Annotated in this window: 17 protein-coding genes and 1 tRNA gene; 12 read left to right on the top strand and 6 right to left on the bottom strand. The window is 68.7% G+C overall.

From position 1 onward, the window contains the following. Positions 1 to 1410, bottom strand: a complete 1410-nt coding sequence (locus GGQ87_RS14745) for a pyridoxal-phosphate dependent enzyme (RefSeq protein WP_168049019.1) — start codon at positions 1408 to 1410, stop codon at positions 1 to 3. Positions 1411 to 1522: 112 nt separating this feature from the next. Between GGQ87_RS14745 and rnr the strand changes: the two genes are divergently transcribed. The 7 genes from rnr to rpmG all read left to right on the top strand — a co-directional run bounded on the left by rnr (position 1523) and on the right by rpmG (position 8908). Next, the gene (gene rnr / locus GGQ87_RS14750) at positions 1523 to 3862 is read left to right on the top strand and encodes a ribonuclease R (protein ID WP_168049021.1); all 2340 of its coding nucleotides are present in this window, start codon (positions 1523 to 1525) and stop codon (positions 3860 to 3862) included. Between the two features lie 4 nt (positions 3863 to 3866). Beyond that, a complete protein-coding gene (locus GGQ87_RS14755) occupies positions 3867 to 4664 on the top strand; it encodes a helix-turn-helix transcriptional regulator (RefSeq protein ID WP_168049023.1) in 798 nt (265 codons plus the stop codon). 211 nt (positions 4665 to 4875) lie between these two features. Next, complete coding sequence (locus tag GGQ87_RS14760) at positions 4876 to 5457, top strand: NUDIX hydrolase (RefSeq protein WP_425339286.1); 582 nt, start codon at positions 4876 to 4878, stop codon at positions 5455 to 5457. Between the two features lie 75 nt (positions 5458 to 5532). After that, positions 5533 to 6333, top strand: coding sequence for a hypothetical protein (locus tag GGQ87_RS14765; protein WP_168049027.1), 801 nt, complete (start codon positions 5533 to 5535; stop codon positions 6331 to 6333). 1 nt (position 6334) lies between these two features. Continuing rightward, a complete protein-coding gene (locus GGQ87_RS14770) occupies positions 6335 to 6745 on the top strand; it encodes a DUF5990 family protein (RefSeq protein ID WP_168049029.1) in 411 nt (136 codons plus the stop codon). A gap of 49 nt (positions 6746 to 6794) precedes the next feature. Then, complete coding sequence (locus GGQ87_RS14775; protein ID WP_168049031.1) at positions 6795 to 8660, top strand: sulfotransferase; 1866 nt, start codon at positions 6795 to 6797, stop codon at positions 8658 to 8660. An 80-nt stretch (positions 8661 to 8740) separates the two neighbouring features. After that, positions 8741 to 8908 carry a 50S ribosomal protein L33 gene (gene rpmG, locus GGQ87_RS14780; protein WP_003164451.1) on the top strand — a complete coding sequence of 56 codons (168 nt, stop codon included), beginning with the start codon at positions 8741 to 8743 and terminating at the stop codon, positions 8906 to 8908. Positions 8909 to 8926: 18 nt separating this feature from the next. Here rpmG and GGQ87_RS14785 read toward each other — a convergent pair whose 3' ends face one another. The 3 genes from GGQ87_RS14785 to GGQ87_RS14795 form a co-directional block, all read right to left on the bottom strand. Beyond that, entirely contained in the window at positions 8927 to 9172 is a 246-nt protein-coding gene (locus GGQ87_RS14785; protein WP_168049033.1) for a hypothetical protein, read from the bottom strand. 89 nt (positions 9173 to 9261) lie between these two features. Continuing rightward, complete coding sequence (locus tag GGQ87_RS14790; protein WP_168049035.1) at positions 9262 to 10623, bottom strand: PleD family two-component system response regulator; 1362 nt, start codon at positions 10621 to 10623, stop codon at positions 9262 to 9264. After that, positions 10620 to 11006, bottom strand: a complete 387-nt coding sequence (locus GGQ87_RS14795; RefSeq protein WP_209282572.1) for a response regulator — start codon at positions 11004 to 11006, stop codon at positions 10620 to 10622. Before GGQ87_RS14795 ends, GGQ87_RS14790 begins: the two co-directional genes overlap by 4 nt. A 353-nt stretch (positions 11007 to 11359) precedes the next feature. Between GGQ87_RS14795 and GGQ87_RS14800 the strand changes: the two genes are divergently transcribed. The 3 genes from GGQ87_RS14800 to GGQ87_RS14810 all read left to right on the top strand — a co-directional run bounded on the left by GGQ87_RS14800 (position 11360) and on the right by GGQ87_RS14810 (position 14738). Further along, complete coding sequence (locus GGQ87_RS14800; RefSeq protein WP_168049330.1) at positions 11360 to 12607, top strand: DNA polymerase IV; 1248 nt, start codon at positions 11360 to 11362, stop codon at positions 12605 to 12607. 527 nt (positions 12608 to 13134) lie between these two features. Then, entirely contained in the window at positions 13135 to 13593 is a 459-nt protein-coding gene (locus GGQ87_RS14805; protein WP_168049039.1) for a RidA family protein, read from the top strand. Continuing rightward, the gene (locus GGQ87_RS14810) at positions 13590 to 14738 is read left to right on the top strand and encodes a GNAT family N-acetyltransferase (RefSeq protein WP_168049041.1); all 1149 of its coding nucleotides are present in this window, start codon (positions 13590 to 13592) and stop codon (positions 14736 to 14738) included. The genes GGQ87_RS14805 and GGQ87_RS14810 overlap by 4 nt, the downstream gene beginning before the upstream one ends. A gap of 4 nt (positions 14739 to 14742) precedes the next feature. Here the strand turns inward: GGQ87_RS14810 and GGQ87_RS14815 are convergent, their stop codons facing one another. After that, complete coding sequence (locus GGQ87_RS14815; RefSeq protein WP_168049043.1) at positions 14743 to 15099, bottom strand: phage holin family protein; 357 nt, start codon at positions 15097 to 15099, stop codon at positions 14743 to 14745. Between the two features lie 104 nt (positions 15100 to 15203). Between GGQ87_RS14815 and GGQ87_RS14820 the strand changes: the two genes are divergently transcribed. Together GGQ87_RS14820 and GGQ87_RS14825 are read left to right on the top strand one after the other, a co-directional pair. Continuing rightward, positions 15204 to 15641 (top strand): HIT domain-containing protein, encoded by a 438-nt coding sequence (locus GGQ87_RS14820; protein ID WP_168049045.1) that lies wholly within the window; start codon positions 15204 to 15206, stop codon positions 15639 to 15641. A 44-nt stretch (positions 15642 to 15685) separates the two neighbouring features. Then, positions 15686 to 15758: transfer RNA gene (locus GGQ87_RS14825), tRNA-Thr, on the top strand. Positions 15759 to 15915: 157 nt separating this feature from the next. Here the strand turns inward: GGQ87_RS14825 and GGQ87_RS14830 are convergent. Further along, entirely contained in the window at positions 15916 to 16272 is a 357-nt protein-coding gene (locus GGQ87_RS14830; protein WP_168049047.1) for a hypothetical protein, read from the bottom strand. Positions 16273 to 16279 lie beyond the last annotated feature (7 nt).

A 16279-nucleotide genomic window follows, 5' to 3' on the forward strand; every position in this document is an offset into this window, starting at 1 on the left:
TCACCCCTGCCGGTTCAGACTCAGGTGGTTGATCAGGTCGCTGCGGGTGATCAGGCCCACGAAGGCGTCCCCGTCCAGCACGATGGCCACCCGGTCCCGGTCGAACAGCGGGATCAGGGCGTCCAGCGGCTCGCCGACCTGCACCGTGTCCAGATCGCGTGTCATCACCGAGCCGACCGGCTTGCCGAACCGCTCCTGCCGCGTGATCTCGTCGGTATTCATCACATGGACGATGTCGCTCTCGTCGACGATCCCCACCAAGCGGCCTTGGTCGATGACCGGCAGCTGCGACACGTCGGCGCCCTTCATCCGCTTGAAGGCCGTGTCCAGTGTGTCGTCCGGCCCGATCACCACCACGTCGCCGTTCTCGTATTTGCGCGTGATCAGGTCCGACAGGTCGCCGTGCAGCTCGCGCTCGCCCAGCCCCTGATCCGCCAGCCAGGCGTCGTTGTAGACCTTGGACAGGTATTTGGCCCCGGTGTCGCAGACGAAGGTCACCACCCGCTTAGGCTCGGTCTGCTCGCGGCACCAGCGCAGGGCGGCCCCGATCAGCGTCCCCGACGACGACCCCGCCAGCACGCCCTCTTTAAGCAGCAGCTCGCGCACCGTGGCGATCGCCTCCGCGTCCGGGATCGAATAGGCCTTGTCGATCAGGGTGATGTCCGCCGTATCCGGCACGAAATTCTGCCCGATGCCCTCGACGGTGTAGCTGCCCTCCGGCCCCGGCACGCCCTCGTTGACGATGCCCGCCAGCGTCGAGCCGACCGGATCGGCGAGGATGACCTTGGCGTCAGAACCGACGCTCTTCAGATAGCGCGCGATGCCGGTGATGGTCCCGCCCGAGCCGATCCCGGCCACGAAGGCGTCGACGTCGCCGTCCATCTGCTCCCAGATTTCCGGCCCGGTCGTCTTGAAGTGGGCAGCGGAGTTGGCGTCGTTGGCGAACTGGTTGACGTAGAACCCGCCCGGGATCTGCTGCGCCAGCCGCTCGGCCATGTCGGTGTAATATTCCGGATGCCCATGCGGCACGTCCGAACGCGTCAGGCGAACATCCGCGCCCATCGCCCTCAAATGCTGGATTTTTTCCTTGGACATCTTGTCCGGGATGACCAGAAGCACCTTATATCCCTTGGCCTGACCCACCAGCGTCAGCGCCAGACCCGTGTTGCCGGCCGTCGCTTCGACGATGGTTCCGCCGGGCTTCAGAAACCCCTCCGCCTCGGCCGCCGCGATCATCGACAGGGCGATCCGGTCCTTGATCGACCCGCCTGGGTTCTGGCTCTCCAGCTTCAGGAAGAGGCGGCACGGGCCCGTATCGATCTTCGTCACCTCCACCATCGGCGTCTTGCCGATCAGGTCCAGCAACGAACCGGTGGGACCGGTCAGGACCGGGGTGGGGGCGAGCGACATTCAACAACTCCAGGGAACTTCGAGCCCGGAAGCTAGGCTCCGCCCTCCCTGACGACAAGCCGCGCAAGATTTCGCCTTCGAACCGGCGAGAAGCGCGTTATCAAGGATTCAAATGACAAAATCTCCCCGCCGGCCCCCTGCCGGCCTGCCCGACAAAGATACCCTCCTCGCCTTCCTGCGCGACGCCGGATCGGCCGAGAAGACCGACATCGCCCGCCACTTCGGCCTCAAGGGCGGCGACCGCCGCGCCCTGCGTGAAATGATCCGCGAGCTCGAGGCCGAGGGCAAACTCGGCAAGCGCGGCCGCAAGGCCTTCTCCGAAGCCGGCGCCCTGCCCCCCGTCGGCGTGGCCGATGTGGTCGAGCGCGATGTCGACGGCGACTTCCATGTCCGCCTCGTCGAGGCCTCCCCCGACGCGCCAAGCGCCGTCCTCGTCCCGGACAACACTGGCAAGACCGGCGCGGCCCCGGGCCTCGGCGCCCGGGTCCTGGCCAAATTCACTCGCGGCGAAAACGGCTGGGAAGCCCGCCTGATCAAGGTACTCGACACGGACACCAACCGCGTCCTCGGCGTCATCCGCAAGTCGAACAAGGAGGTCCGGGTCGAACCCGTCGACCGCCGCTCGAAGGATGTCCTTCTGGTCCCTCACGCCCAGGCAGAGGGTCTGCGCGACGGCGATCTCGTGCTGGCCGCCATCGAAAAGGGCGAGCAGCGCTACGGTCCCAAACGCGGCAAGATCCTCGAGACCATCGGCCGCGAGGACGATCCCCGCGCCGCCTCCCTGATCGCCATCGCCGCCCACAACGTTCCGATGGGCTTCTCGGACAAGGTCCAGCAGGAAGCCCAGGATCAGGAGCTCCCGTCGCTCAAGGGCCGCGAAGACCTGCGCGACCTGCCGCTGATCACCATCGACCCCGCCGACGCCCGCGACCATGACGACGCCGTCTTCGCCCAGCGCGACGAGGACCCGAAGAACGACGGCGGCTGGATCGTCTGGGTCGCCATCGCCGACGTCGCCGCCTACGTCCGCCCAGGCACGGCCTTGGACCGCGAGGCGCGCGAGAAGGGCAACTCGACCTACTTCCCCGACCGCGTCGAACCGATGCTGCCGGAAGTGCTCTCCAACGGCCTGTGCAGCCTCAAGCACGGCGAGAATCGCGCCTGCCTCGCCGTCCGCATGGTCTTCGACAAGGACGGGCGGAAGACGGGCCACAAGTTCGTCCGGGGCCTGATGCGATCCCACGCCAGCCTCAGCTACGAACAGGCCCAGGCCGCCATCGACGGACCAGAGGGTGGCGGCGGTACCGACGACGTCACCGGCCCCATCATGGAGGCCATCCTCTATCCGCTATGGAACGCCTACCGGACCATGCTCAAGGGCCGCACGAAACGCAGCCCGCTGGCCATCGAAAGCCCCGAGCGCAAGGTTCTGATGGATCCCGGCGGCGGCATCGGCTCGATCGTCCCGCGCAAGTCGCTGGAGGCGCACCGCCTGATCGAGGAGATGATGATCCAGGCCAACGTCTGCGCCGCCGAGACGCTGGAGCAGAAGCGGGTGCCCCTGCTCTACCGCGTTCACGACGCCCCCAGTCAGGAGAAGCTGTTCAACCTCGGCGACTTCCTTCAGACGATCGGCAAGCCGTGGAACAAGGGCGAACCGGCCACCACCAAGCGGTTCAACAAGCTGCTGGACGAGACCCGCGACGGCGAACACGCAGAGGTCGTCAACGAGGTCGTCCTGCGCACCCAGATGCAGGCCATCTACAGCCCCGAGAACGTCGGCCACTTCGGCCTCAACCTCGACCGCTATGCTCACTTCACCTCGCCGATCCGCCGCTACTCCGACCTGATCGTCCACCGCGGCCTGATCCGCGGCCTCGGCCTCGGCAAGGACGGTCTCACCGACCGCGAGATCGCCGAACTGCCCGCCATCGCCGAACAGGTCACCATGACCGAGCGCCGCTCCATGGCCGCCGAGCGCGCCGCCATGGACCGCTACATGGCGTCCTTCCTGTCGGAGCGGGTCGGCGCGACCTTCCCCGGCCGCATCACCGGCGTGACCCGCTTCGGCCTCTTCATCCGGCTGGAGGAAACCGGCGCCGACGGCCTCGTGCCCGTCTCCACCCTCGGCGGCGAGTATTTCCACCACGACGACCGGACACACGCCCTCGTCGGTGAACGCAGCGGCCAGCGGTGGACCCTCGGCCGCAACGTCGAGGTCAAGCTGGTCGAGGCCACGCCAGTGACCGGCGGTCTCGTCTTCGAGATGCTGTCCGACCCCGCCCCTCGCGATCCCAACGCCCCCTCGCCTCGCCTCGGCGAGCGCACCCGCGGCCGCGGCGGCGACAGCTTCCCCAAACGCGGCGGCAACCGCCCCGGCGGTCCCAAGCCCCCCCGCGGCGGCAAACCCTCCGGCGGCCTCAAGGGAGTCCGCAAGGGCAAGCGGCGGTAGCCGGATGAGCGCGGTGGACCCGTCACAGTCATCCCCGCTGGACCGGCTCAACAAGGTCGAGCGGGAGTTGCTGATCCTGCTGGGCCGCGGACACACCGCCAAATCCATCGCCACGCTCAGGGGTCTGTCGGTCGCGGCCGTCAACGAGCGTTTCCGCAACGCCCGCCGCAAGACCGGCCTCGCCAGCAGCCGCGAGATCGCCCGGCTACTGACGGCACAAGAAAATCGTCACGATTTTATCGATCTGGCTCCCGAGCCGTCGTTCGTTCCAGACCTCTGTCGTCAAGACGCGCAGCCCTCACATCGCGCGTCGTCCCTCAGACGATGGAGACTTCCGATGATCGCCGCAGGCCTGATCGCCGTCGCCCTGTTCGCACAGCAGACCGTCACTCCACCCGCCGCATCCCCAGTCGGCCGGGGTCAGTCGCTCGTAACCGACCTTCTCTCGCACCAGCAGCAGGCGCCTGACATGGCTGCTCTCCACGCGGAGGCCGCCGGGTCGCCCGATCCCGCATGGTCCCCGACGACCGAGGCCCTGCTTTCCCGACGGTACGAGGCGGTGCTGACCCCTGCTGACGGTGTGGAGAACTTGGGGGTGACCTGCGGCGCGACCCTCTGCGAGGTTTCCGGCTCCACCCACCTCGATGTGGCAGGCGACCGGGTGGCCAGCCTGATGAACCGCCTCCAGGATGTGAGAGATGGCGAGCCGACGCCGGGCCTGGAGTCTCCCATGAGCAGTTTTGGCTCCAGCCCCGCGCGTCCAGGCGAGTTCGTCTTCGTCATCTACTGGCGGCGGGTCTGAGCCTCGACCGTCACCGCACCGGATCAGGGCTCGGTCTGTGTCGCCGACGATGAAGGTTCGGTGCTAATCCTCTACGGTGCCCGCCCCGACTGAACCATTCGATTCCGAGAAGGACCTGTCCGACGCCCCCCGCACGGGAGGCCGGCAACGGCCAAAGGACGCCGCCACCCTGATCCTCACCCGCGCCGGCCGATTTGGCCGGGAGGTCCTGATGGGCCGCAGGGCCAAGGGCCATGTCTTCATGGCCGCCAAATGGGTCTTTCCCGGCGGGCGCGTCGAGCGCAGCGACGCCGGCGTCGCCTCCGCCTCCGAACTGCAGCCCCCGGAGGCCGCACGTCTCGCCCGCGAGGTCTCGCCCCGCCGCGCCCGCGCCCTCGCCCTCGCCGCCGTGCGCGAGACCTTCGAGGAGACCGGCCTCCTGCTCGCCGAACCGGCCCCGCCCGCCTCCGTCGCGGGCCCGTGGCGCGAGTTCCGCGCCGCCGGCGCCCTGCCCGACCTCGCCGCCCTGTCCTATGTCGCGCGGGCCATCACCCCGCCGGGCCGCACCCGCCGCTTCGACGCCCGCTTCTTCATGGCCGACGCCGCCGCCCTGCTGCACCCAGAGCCGACCGCCGGGTCCGGCGAACTGGACGAGATCGCCTGGATCCCCCTCGCCGAGGCGGAAGCCCTCGACCTCCCCGCCATCACCCGCTTCGTCATCGGCGAGGTCCGCGCCCGCCTCGAAACCCCCGACCGGCCCCTCCCCTTCGTGCGCATGGTCCGGGGCAAGCATGTGGTCGAGCATCAGGACTGACGATCCCTGACCCCGCTGCACGCTGCAGTTGCCTGACTTCCGCGACTGCGCTTCTCTGGCCATCGGAGGATGCCCATGCGCCAGCTCATCACCCTGATCGCCGCCGCCTGCCTGCTCGCCGCGCCCGCCGCCGCCCAGACCGCGCCGGACCGGATCGAGGTTGTCGATCGGCCGGAGGTGTTGTTCTACAGCATCGAGGACGGTGGTCAGGGCCGCTTCCGGAGCGGCGACAAGGAGGACTGGACTTTCCCGGTCAGCCATGAGGACTATGCGGTCATCCGCGACCTGCTGGAGCCCTATCGGGCCGAAGGCCGCGCCTGCGACGATCCCACCGCCCGGAACCTGTACCGCGATGGCTACATGCTGTGGCGTGATCGCACCGGCGAGGTGCGGCGCCCGAACGACAGCTTCTGCTACACGCCGGCCTTCACCGCCAGCGGCCGCAACATGAACCTGGCCTACCGCCAGATGAATGACTGGGCGCGCGCCCGCTGGACTCCTCCGCCGGGCCTTCCGGCCCCGACCACCATGACCCTCGTCTGGCGCTCATGGGGCAACCGCCTCGTGGAATGGACCCTGCCGCGCGGCGGAGAGGGCCGCTACATCAACCGGGACGCGCAGCCTGTGACCTTCCCGGTGTCCGAAGAGCAGTTCGACCGCTTCCGCGCCCTGTTCGCCCCCTACGAAGGCTCGCGCTTCGAGTGCCGCCGCGTCATCACCGACGGCGCCTATGGCAGTCTGATCTGGTCCCAGCCCGGGCACGCGGACCAGTCCCTGAACTTCGACGCCGGCTGCGTCAGCGGCGACGCCGCCGACGTCTTCCAGCGCCTCGAACAGGCCGAGGCCATGCTCGCGACCTTCCGCGACGGCGGCTGACATGCCGGACACCCCCATCACTCTGCGCCTGACCATCGCGGACCCCGTTCCCGGCGTCCGCTACAGCCTGCAGCAGGACGACGCGCCGCACGAGCCGGTCACCGCCGCCGATGGCCCGATCTCGTTCGACGTCCCCGTCCGCCTCTCCGACGACAACCGCGTCCTCGGCCCCTTCGTCCGGCGCGAGGGCCCGCAGCGCCGCTTCGTCTATATCCGCATCGGAACGTCCGCCGGCGACTGCGGCAGCGTCTGGACCCGCCGCGCCAAGATCGACATCCACGACATCCCGCCCGCCCTGCTCGACGAGGCCCGAGCGGGCAGGACGCTGGAAGTCGTCCTGCCCGGCCGCGGCAAGGACGGTTCGCCCGCCTGCGCCACCGTGCAGCCTATGGCCGCCTGGCGCGCCATCTAAGGGCGTCTGCCGCTTTGACCCGGTCCCCGCCCCCCGGTATGCCGAGGGCATGAAACTCGAGGCCCCGTTCATCAAGCTGCCGTTCCGGTTCGACGCCGCCCGGTTGCAGGAAGAGATCGCGGCCCTGCCGGCCGACGCCTGGGTGCGTCACCCCAACAACCTCGACGGCAACAGCGCCCTGCGCCTGATCACCGTCGGCGGCGGCGAGAATGACGATGTCGCCGGCGCCATGGCCCCGACGCCGCACCTGCTGGCCTCACCCTATCTGCAGCAGGTGCTCGCCCATTTCGGCGTGGTCTGGAGCCGATCGCGCCTGATGAAGCTGGGACCCGGCGCGACCGTGCCGATGCACACGGACATCAATTACCACTGGTTCCACCGCGTCCGCCTGCACATCCCCATCGTCACCACGCCGGACGTGAAATTCTTCTGCGACGACCAGGTGGTGCACATGGCGCAGGGCGAGTCGTGGATCTTCGACAACTGGCGCGTCCACAAGGTCGAGAACCACTCCGACATCGAGCGCGTCCACCTCGTCGCCGACACCACCGGCAACAGCCGCTTCTGGGACATGGCCCATGCCGCCGCGACCGGCGACATCGCGCCCCAGACCGTGCCGTACCAGCCCGGCGCCCGCGTCGGCATCGCCACCGAGCAGCACAACGTCTACCGCGTCATGCCGCCGTCGGAGGTCGACGACCTGCTGCGCGACCTGGTCGAGGAGACGGTCTCCCTCAAGCCCGGCGACGCCGGCGGTGAGGAAATGGGCCGCTACCAGCGCGTCGTCTACGGCTTCCGTCAGGACTGGCGCCAGCTGTGGTCCCTGTTCGCCGACAGCGACCGCGGCGTCCCCCATTACCGCAAGCGGCTCGAACTGCTGCTGCAGCAGGTCCAGGCCCTCGGCGACGACCTGCGCGTCCGCTCCAACCAGATGCCGGTCCTGCGCGTGATCGGCCAGCGCATCGGCACCTACGCCGTGAACCCGGACGTCCCCGGCATGGGCGCGTCGGCCCCGGCTGCAACTGCAGCCTCAGCCTCAGCCTCAGCCGCTCAAGCCCCCGCCGCGCGCCCCGTCGTCCGCACCCCCGACTACGACCGCCCGGTCATCATCGTCGCCGCGCCCCGCTCCGGCAGCACCGCCCTGTTCGAGACCCTCGCCGTCACGCCCCAGCTGCACAATCCTGGCGGCGAGGCCCACTGGCTGGTCGAGGGCTTCCGCATGTTTCTGCCCGGCTCTCCCGGCGTCGATTCAAACCGCCTGACCGCCGACCGGCTGACGCCCGAGATCGCCCTCGCCATGAAGTCGCGCCTCGCCGGCAAGCTGGTCGACGCCGCCGGCCAGCCCGCCGACGCCGCCTCGGTCCGCCTGCTGGAAAAGACGCCCAAGAACGCCCTGCGCATCCCCTTCTTCGACGCCCTCTTCCCCGACGCCCGGTTCGTCTTCCTGTGGCGCGAGCCCGAGGAGAACATCTCCAGCATCATCGACGCCTGGCGCGCCGGCGGCTGGGTCACCTATCCGAACCTGCCTGGCTGGGACGGTCCGTGGTCCCTGCTGCTCCCGCCCGGCTGGCCGTCGCTCAAGGGCAGGCCCCTGCCCGAGGTCGCGGCCTATCAGTGGGCCACCACGAACCAGACCATCATGGACGATCTGGAACAGCTTCCGGCCGACCGCCGCCACGTCGTCCGCTACAGCGACTTCCTCGCCGATCCCGCCGCCGTCATCCGCGGCGTCTGCGATTTCGCGGGCCTGGAGTTCGACGCCGCCCTCAGCGAACGCACCGGCGGGGACCTGCCCCCCTCGCGCCACACCCTGACCCCGCCCGAGGCCGGCAAGTGGAAGAAGAACGCCGCCGAGATCGAGCCCCTGATCCCCGGTCTCGCCCCCCTGCTCGCCCGTCTTCGCGCCTTCTCCTGAGCGGTTGACTTCCGGGCGCGCCTGAGTATGTTCCGCGCCTCTCATTTCAGCGGCTTTCGCCGTCGCAAAGGTAATTCCCGATGGCCAAGCCGGCTTCCATCAAGATCCGCCTGAACTCGACCGCCGACACCGGCTTCTTCTACGTCACCAAGAAGAACGCCCGGACCATGACCGAGAAGATGGTCGTCAAGAAATACGACCCGGTCGTGCGCAAGCACGTCGAGTTCAAGGAAGGCAAGATCAAGTAAGGCTTACGCCTGCTGGATTTAGACGACGCCCGGTCGCAAGGCCGGGCGTTTTTCTTTGCCCAGACCGTTGCCTGCACCGTTCGCCGGAGCCAGCTGCCGTTCCGCCTCCTCCAGCGCCTCGCTCAGGCTGGCCAGCAGGGCGCGCCCCGCGCTCAGCGTATAGGCCGCATTGACCAGGGAGCCGCTGATCACGACCTCGCCGTCGCACGCGGTCACCCGCGGAGCTTCGTCGAAGGCGTCGAGGGGGGAGTGGGACTGGGTCATGAACCCTTGATACGGCTCCGCCCCTGAACCGGATGACGGGCTTCCCTTCAGCCCTCGTTCACAAGTCTTGACGCCTTCGCCGGGCCGCCTCAGGCAGCCCGCGCGATGACCTGGTTGCGGCCGTGCGCCTTGGCCTCATAGACGCCCTCGTCGCCCCGCTTCAGCAGGGCTTCCGGCGTATCCCCGGCCACGCTGGCCGCCACGCCGATCGAGACGGTGATGGTCAGCCCTTCCGAGCCGCCCATGATCGGGAACGGCTGGGCCTCTATGTCGCGGCGGATGCGGTCGGCCACCCGCGCGGCGTCTTCCAGCGCCGCTCCGGGCATCACCACCACGAACTCCTCGCCGCCCAGACGGCACGGCAGGTCGATGGCGCGCACATTGGTCGCCAGCCGCACCGCGAACTCGCGCAGCACCTCGTCACCGGCGTCGTGGCCGAAGCTGTCATTCACCGATTTGAAGTGGTCGATGTCCATGACCAGCACCGCGACCGGGTCTCCGCCCTGCGCCGCCCGGCCCACCATCGCCTGAAGCTGCCCGGCCATATAGCGGCGGTTGTGCAGCCCGGTCAGGGCGTCCGTGACCGCCATCTCGAGGCTGTAATCCAGCTTCTCCTTGAGGAAGTCTGCATAGCGCTTGCGTTTGATCTGGGTCCGCGCCCGCGCCATCAGCTCTTCGGGATCGACCGGCCGCGGCAGGATGTCGTTGACGCCCAGCTCCAGCGCCTTCAGCAGGCGCGGCCGGTCCGCCGGATCGACCACGGCGAGAATCGGCGTCCGCCGCGAGGCCTCGCTCGACCGAACCTGGGCCACGAACCGCAGCCCGTCGAAGCCGCTGCTCGACACATTGATGATCATCAGATCGACCGGCCCGCGCGCCGCGATCAGCGCCGCCGCCGGGTCCGTCTCCACAACGGGCCGGTGCTCGCCGGCCAGATGGGTCATCATCTTGCCGCTCTGCAGCTCGTTGTCGTCGACGATCAGAACCCGGCCGCCCGAGCCGCGCAGCCGCCCGGCGCCGTCCGAATCGACCCCCATGCGGCGGCCGCTCTCCTCGCGCTCGCGCAGTTCGTCCATGACGGCCTTCAGCCGCACCAGCGACTTCACGCGGGCGAACAGGATCACGTCGTCGATCGGCTTGGTGACGAAGTCGTCGGCCCCGACGCCCAGTCCCTTGATCTTGTCCTCGCGCCCGTCCAGCGCGGTGACCAGCACCACCGGAATATGCCGCGTCACCGGATCGGCCTTCAGCCGCCGGCAGGTCTCGAACCCGTCCATCCCCGGCATCATGACGTCCAGCAGGATGATGTCCGGCCGCTCCTCGGCCGCGATCTCCAGCGCCGTCGCGCCGTCCATCGCCGTCAGCACCTCATAGTATTCGAGGGTCAGTTTGGCCTCGAGCAGGCGGACGTTCGGTTCGACATCGTCGACGACAAGGATGCGGGCGGTCATGGAACTAGCGCCTCCACCGGCCCCAGATGCTTCCGCACCACCTCGAGGAAATGCATTACGGAGATGGGCTTGGAGATATAGGCCTCGCAGCCCCCCTGCCGGATCCGCTCCTCATCGCCCTTCATGGCGAAGGCGGTCACGGCGATGACCGGAATGTGGCTCAGCTCCTCGTCGTCCTTGAGCCATTTGGTGACTTCCAGACCGCTGATCTCGGGCAGCTGGATGTCCATCAGGATCAGGTCGGGCCGGTGCTGACGCGCCAGGGCAAGCGCCTGCAGACCCTCGCGGGTCTGAAGGGTGCGATACCCCTGCGAGTCGAGCAGATCATGAAATAGCTTCATGTTCAGCTCGTTATCCTCGACGATGAGGACCGTCTTCGACATCATCACCCGGCCTGTTTCGCTTCCTGGGAAGCGCGGTTGCGCGGAGGCTTGTTCGCCTTCTTCGGGTGCACCTTGGCCCACGGTCTCTTAAGTTGACGTGAAGCGGCCACAAGCGCCCTCCACTGCTTTCGTCATCCTCCGGCAAGCCGCGTCTTCGCGGCGCAGACCGGGGGACCCAGCGGCGCGCGCCAGCGCGAACCTGTCGGGAGAACCGCTACCGACACAGCCTGCCTGAACAGATCGCCTTCGGCGCCGCTGGGTCCCCCGGCCTCCCTCTGCTCGCCGGAGGATGACGAAAGCAGTGGGGTAATCCCCGCGGATGCGGGATAATGTCGAGCATCGACATGCCTCCGATGAAATCCATCTGCCGCGACTGCCTCCACACCGCCGACAGCCGCCTCGAGCGCTGCCCGGCCTGCGACTCGCGCCGGATCGTCTTCCACGAAGAACTCGACCGCCTGACCATCGCCCATCTCGACTGCGACGCCTTCTACGCCTCGGTGGAAAAGCGCGACCGGCCCGAGCTGCGCGACCTTCCGGTCATCGTCGGCGGCGGCAAGCGCGGCGTGGTCTCGACCTGCTGCTACGTGGCCCGCCTCTACGGCGTCCACTCCGCCATGCCGATGTTCAAGGCGCTCAAGGCCTGCCCCGACGCCGTCGTCATCAAGCCCGACTTCCGCAAATACGTCGCCGCCAGCGAAGCCATCTTCGGCGCTGTCCGTGAACTCACCCCTCTGGTCCAGACCCTTTCGCTGGACGAAGCGTGGATCGACTTGGCCGGCACCGAACGCCTCAACGGCGGCCCACCTGCCTTCCAGCTGATCCGGCTGCAGAAGCGGATCGAGGACGAGACCGGCCTGACCGTCTCCATCGGCCTCGCGACCAACCGCTTCCTCGCCAAGGTCGCTTCCGAGCTGGACAAGCCGCGCGGCTTGTCGGTCATCGGCTCGGAGGCGCAGGCCCTTCTGGCGCCCAAGCCTGTGGGCATCCTGCCCGGCGTCGGCCCCGTGTTCCGCAAGACCCTGCAGAGCGACGGCTTCGCCACCGTCGGCGATCTCGCCGCCGCCGACCTGCGCGACCTGGTCCGACGCTATGGCGAGACCGGCCTGCGCCTGCACGACCTCGCCCACGGCCGCGACGCCCGCGCCGTCAAGCCAGAGCACGACCGCAAGGGCATGAGCGCCGAGACCACCTTCAACGAGGACCTGACCTCCGGCGCCGACCTCGAGGCCGAACTCTGGCCCTTGTGCGAGAAGCTGGCCTCCAAGGCTCGCCGCGACGGCGTCGCCAGCCGCGTCATCGTGCTGAAACTGCGCCGCACGGACTTCAAGATCGTCACCCGCCGGGTCAGCCTGCCCGAGCCCGTCCAGACCGCCCGTGCCCTGTTCGCCGCCGCCCGCGACCTCCTCGCCCCCGAACTCGGCCGCCCCTACCGCCTCATCGGCATCGGTATGGGCGACGTCCAGGACGCCGTCGAAACCCCAACCGCCCTGTTCGACTCCCCGGAAGCCCGGACCCTCAAGACCGAAACCGCCATCGACCGCCTCCGCGCCAAATTCGGCGCCGGGGCGGTGGTCGCTGGACGGGCGCTGAAACCATAGCTTCCTTCTCCCCTTGCGGGAGAAGGTGCCCCGGAGGGGCGGATGAGGGGTGAGACACCCATCTCTCCGGCCAGCCGCCGATCGTTGCGCATTGGAGAAGTGGACACAGCCCCCTCATCCGGGCCTCCGGCCCACCTTCTCCCTCAAGGGGAGAAGGTAGCCTGTGACGCTGTGCTTACAATCCGCGTTTCTATAGTCGGACAGCGCCTGGAAACCCCTGCAGCTTCAAACACATCCCCTTTTCTCAACCCGATCTTCTGCGCACGCTATCCCGCGACCGTATAATGCTTCCGTTCGCTTCCACCCGCCGGTCTTTGACAATCGAATCCCGAATCCAACAAGGCCCCCGCCAGCGCAAAGACGGACTCATCGGACGACTCATCGGACTCTGTGAACGCATCGGACGCTTCGGACGCTTCGCACTCTTCGGACGCAGTTTTTCAGTCCGCACCGTCCGGACCGCGTGACCGCATCGACGACGCGCCTCCCGCGCGCTAAACCGCGCCAAACCCCATCAGGAGCCTCCCATGACCGTCGCCGCCCGCCTCGCCGAACTCGGCATCGCCCTGCCGGAACCCGCCAAGGCCGTGGCCAACTACGTCCCCTACGTCCAGACCGGTAACCTGCTCCACATCTCGGGCCAGCTCTCGAACGACGCCTCGGGCGGTCTCAAGGGCACCGTCGGCGCCGACGTCTCCCAGGAGGACGCGGTCAAGGGCGCCCGCATGTGCGGCGTCAACCTGCTGGCCCAGATCTCGGCGGCCCTCGACGGCGACCTCGAGCGCGTCGTCCGCGTCGTCAAACTGGGCGGCTTCGTTCAGGCCGCCGGCGACTTCGAGGCCATCCCCGCCGTCATCAACGGCTGCTCCGACCTGATGGTCGAGGTCTTCGGGGACAAGGGCCGCCACGCCCGCTCCGCCGTCGGCGTCTACAAACTCCCCCTCGGCTTCGCCGTCGAAGTCGACGCCATCGTCGAGGTGCGGTGACCTTCACCATCCGCGTAAACGACTGGGTCGCCGACATCGGCCGGGAGGCGTGGGACGCCTGCGCCTCCCCCTCCGGCGACCCGTTCGTCTCCTTCGACTTCCTCGATGCCTGCGAGGCGTCCGGCAGCGCCGTCCCGCGCGAAGGCTGGGCCGGCCGCCACCTGTCGCTGGTCGACGACACCGGCCGCGTGCTCGGCGTCATGCCCCTCTGGCTCAAGGGCCACAGCCAGGGCGAATACGTCTTCGACCACAGCTGGGCCGACGCCTACGAGCGCGCCGGCGGCCGCTATTATCCCAAACTGCTGGGCGCCGTGCCCTTCACCCCGGTGACCGGCCCCCGCTTCCTCGCCCACCCGGACGCCGACGCCGCCACTGTCCGCGAGGCCCTGCTGCAGGGAGCCCTGGCCCTGACCGAGCGGCTCGGCGTCTCTTCCCTACACGTCACCTTTCCCACCCCGGACGACTGGTCCGCCATGGGCGAGGCCGGATTGCTGCAGCGGCAGGACATGCAGTACGTCTGGCGCAACGGCGGCTACCAGACCTTCGACGACTTCCTCGCCGCCCTCTCGTCCAACCGCCGCAAGACCATCCGCCGCGAACGCCGCGAGGCCCAGGCCGGGCTCGACATCCGCGTCCTGACCGGCGCGGACATCACCGGGGCGCACTGGGACGCCTTCTTCGCCTTCTACATGGACACCGGCTCGCGCAAGTGGGGCCGCCCCTATCTGACCCGGGACTTCTTCAGCCGCATCGGCGCGACCATGGCCGACCGCATCGCCCTGATCATGGCCTTCCGCGACGACACGCCGGTCGCCGGCGCCCTCAACCTGATCGGCCGCGATGCCCTCTACGGCCGCCAGTGGGGCGCGCTGGAGGAGGTCCCCTTCCTCCATTTCGAGCTCTGCTACTACCGCGCCATCGACTTCGCCATCGAGCGAGGCCTGTCCCGCGTCGAGGCGGGCGCCCAGGGCGAGCACAAGATCGCCCGCGGCTACCTGCCCAGCCCGGTCTACTCCGCCCACTGGATCGCCGACCCGGCCCTGCGCCGCCCCGTCGCCGACTATCTGGCGCGCGAACGCCCCGCCGTCGACGCCGAGATCGAGGTCATGGCCGCCGAGCTCTCGCCCTTCCGGAAAGACGTCTGATGGGTCAGTCAGCGCGCCGCTTGTCGCCGACGAACCAGCCGGCGATCCAGCTGACCACGCCGGTGACGATGGCCGCGCCGATGCCCGCCGCCAGCCCGTCGACCACGAACCCGCCCAGCAGGGCCGCGACCAGTCCGATCACCGCCGCGTTCACCACCAGCAGGAACAGGCCGAAGGTGATGATCGTCAGCGGGAAGGTCAGCACCGTCAGGATCGGCCGCACGATGGCGTTGGCCACGCCCAGCAGCACCGCCGCCAGCAACAGGGACGGCGTGTCGCTGAAGCCGACCCCCGGCACCACGGCCGCGGCCAGCCACAGGGCCAGGCAGGTGACGAGAAACTGGACGATGAAACGCAGCATGGCCGACTCCCTTTGGACCTTGACCATAACACCCGACCGCCGCCGGGGCTCCCCTCCCCGTTCGGCCGTTGTTACCCTCAGATGACCGTCGCCCGGAGCCTCCCGTGACCCTGCAAGCGCCCTATGATCCCGACAACATCTTCGCCCGCATCCTCCGCGGCGAGATCCCCTCGGTGAAGGTGTGGGAGGACGATCACGTCCTCGCCTTCATGGACGTCTTCCCCCAGTCCGAGGGTCACGTCCTGATAATCTCGAAGACCTCCACCGCCCGCACCCTGCTGGAGATCGAGCCCAAGGCGCTCGGCCGCCTGATCGGCGCCACCCAGCGCACCGCCCGCGCCGTGGTCAAGGCGCTGGAGCCTGAGGGTTTCCAGATCATGCAGCTGAACGGCGAGGCCGGCGGCCAGACCGTCTTCCACCTGCATTTCCACGTCATCCCGCGCTGGTCTGACCGCGCCATGAAGGGTCACGGCCACGCGCCGATGGCCGATCCCGACACCCTCCGCGCCCTCGCAGACCGGATCGCCGCCGCCCTCGATTGACCCCGGCGCGCCGCGCCAGCATAAGGGCCGCCGTCACGACGGACGCCGGTTTAGCTCAGCTGGTAGAGCAGCGGTTTTGTAAACCGAAGGTCGCGGGTTCGATTCCTGCAACCGGCACCGGTCCGTCAGCCCTTGCGGGCTCCACAGCCGCGGCAGACGAAGGTGCCCTTTCGGCTCCGGCTCGTGTCCCACTGATGCCGGCAGAACAGGCCCCGGATCACCGCTCCCAGGGTGCGGCCCCGGCTCGACGGCCGGGCGACGGTGTGGCCGGCGCTCAGCATCGCGGCGCCGTCCGGGCGTCATGCAGGCGCGCGAAATGCCCCGCGGCGTCAGAACCGAACAGCACCGGCTCGGCGGAATGCGCATCCTCGATGACCGCGAGAATGCCGTCGATCGCCTCTTCCCGGGTCGGCCGGCTGCCTTCGGCCAGACGATCGATCAGGGCCAGCAGCATCTCCCGCCGCTCCAGCGCCTGCGCCTTCAGCACCTTGGTGCTCGGCCGTATCAACGCGGGTGCACGCGCCGGCAAGGGCTGCGGCTGCGGTTCGGGGAAATCGATGAACACGCCGCCCGCCGGCGTGAAGTCAGGCAGGGCGTCCAGGGCTAGCGGCAACGCCGCCAGTTCCGCCATCTCTCCG

This window comes from Brevundimonas alba (assembly GCF_011927945.1).
Lineage (GTDB): Bacteria > Pseudomonadota > Alphaproteobacteria > Caulobacterales > Caulobacteraceae > Brevundimonas > Brevundimonas alba.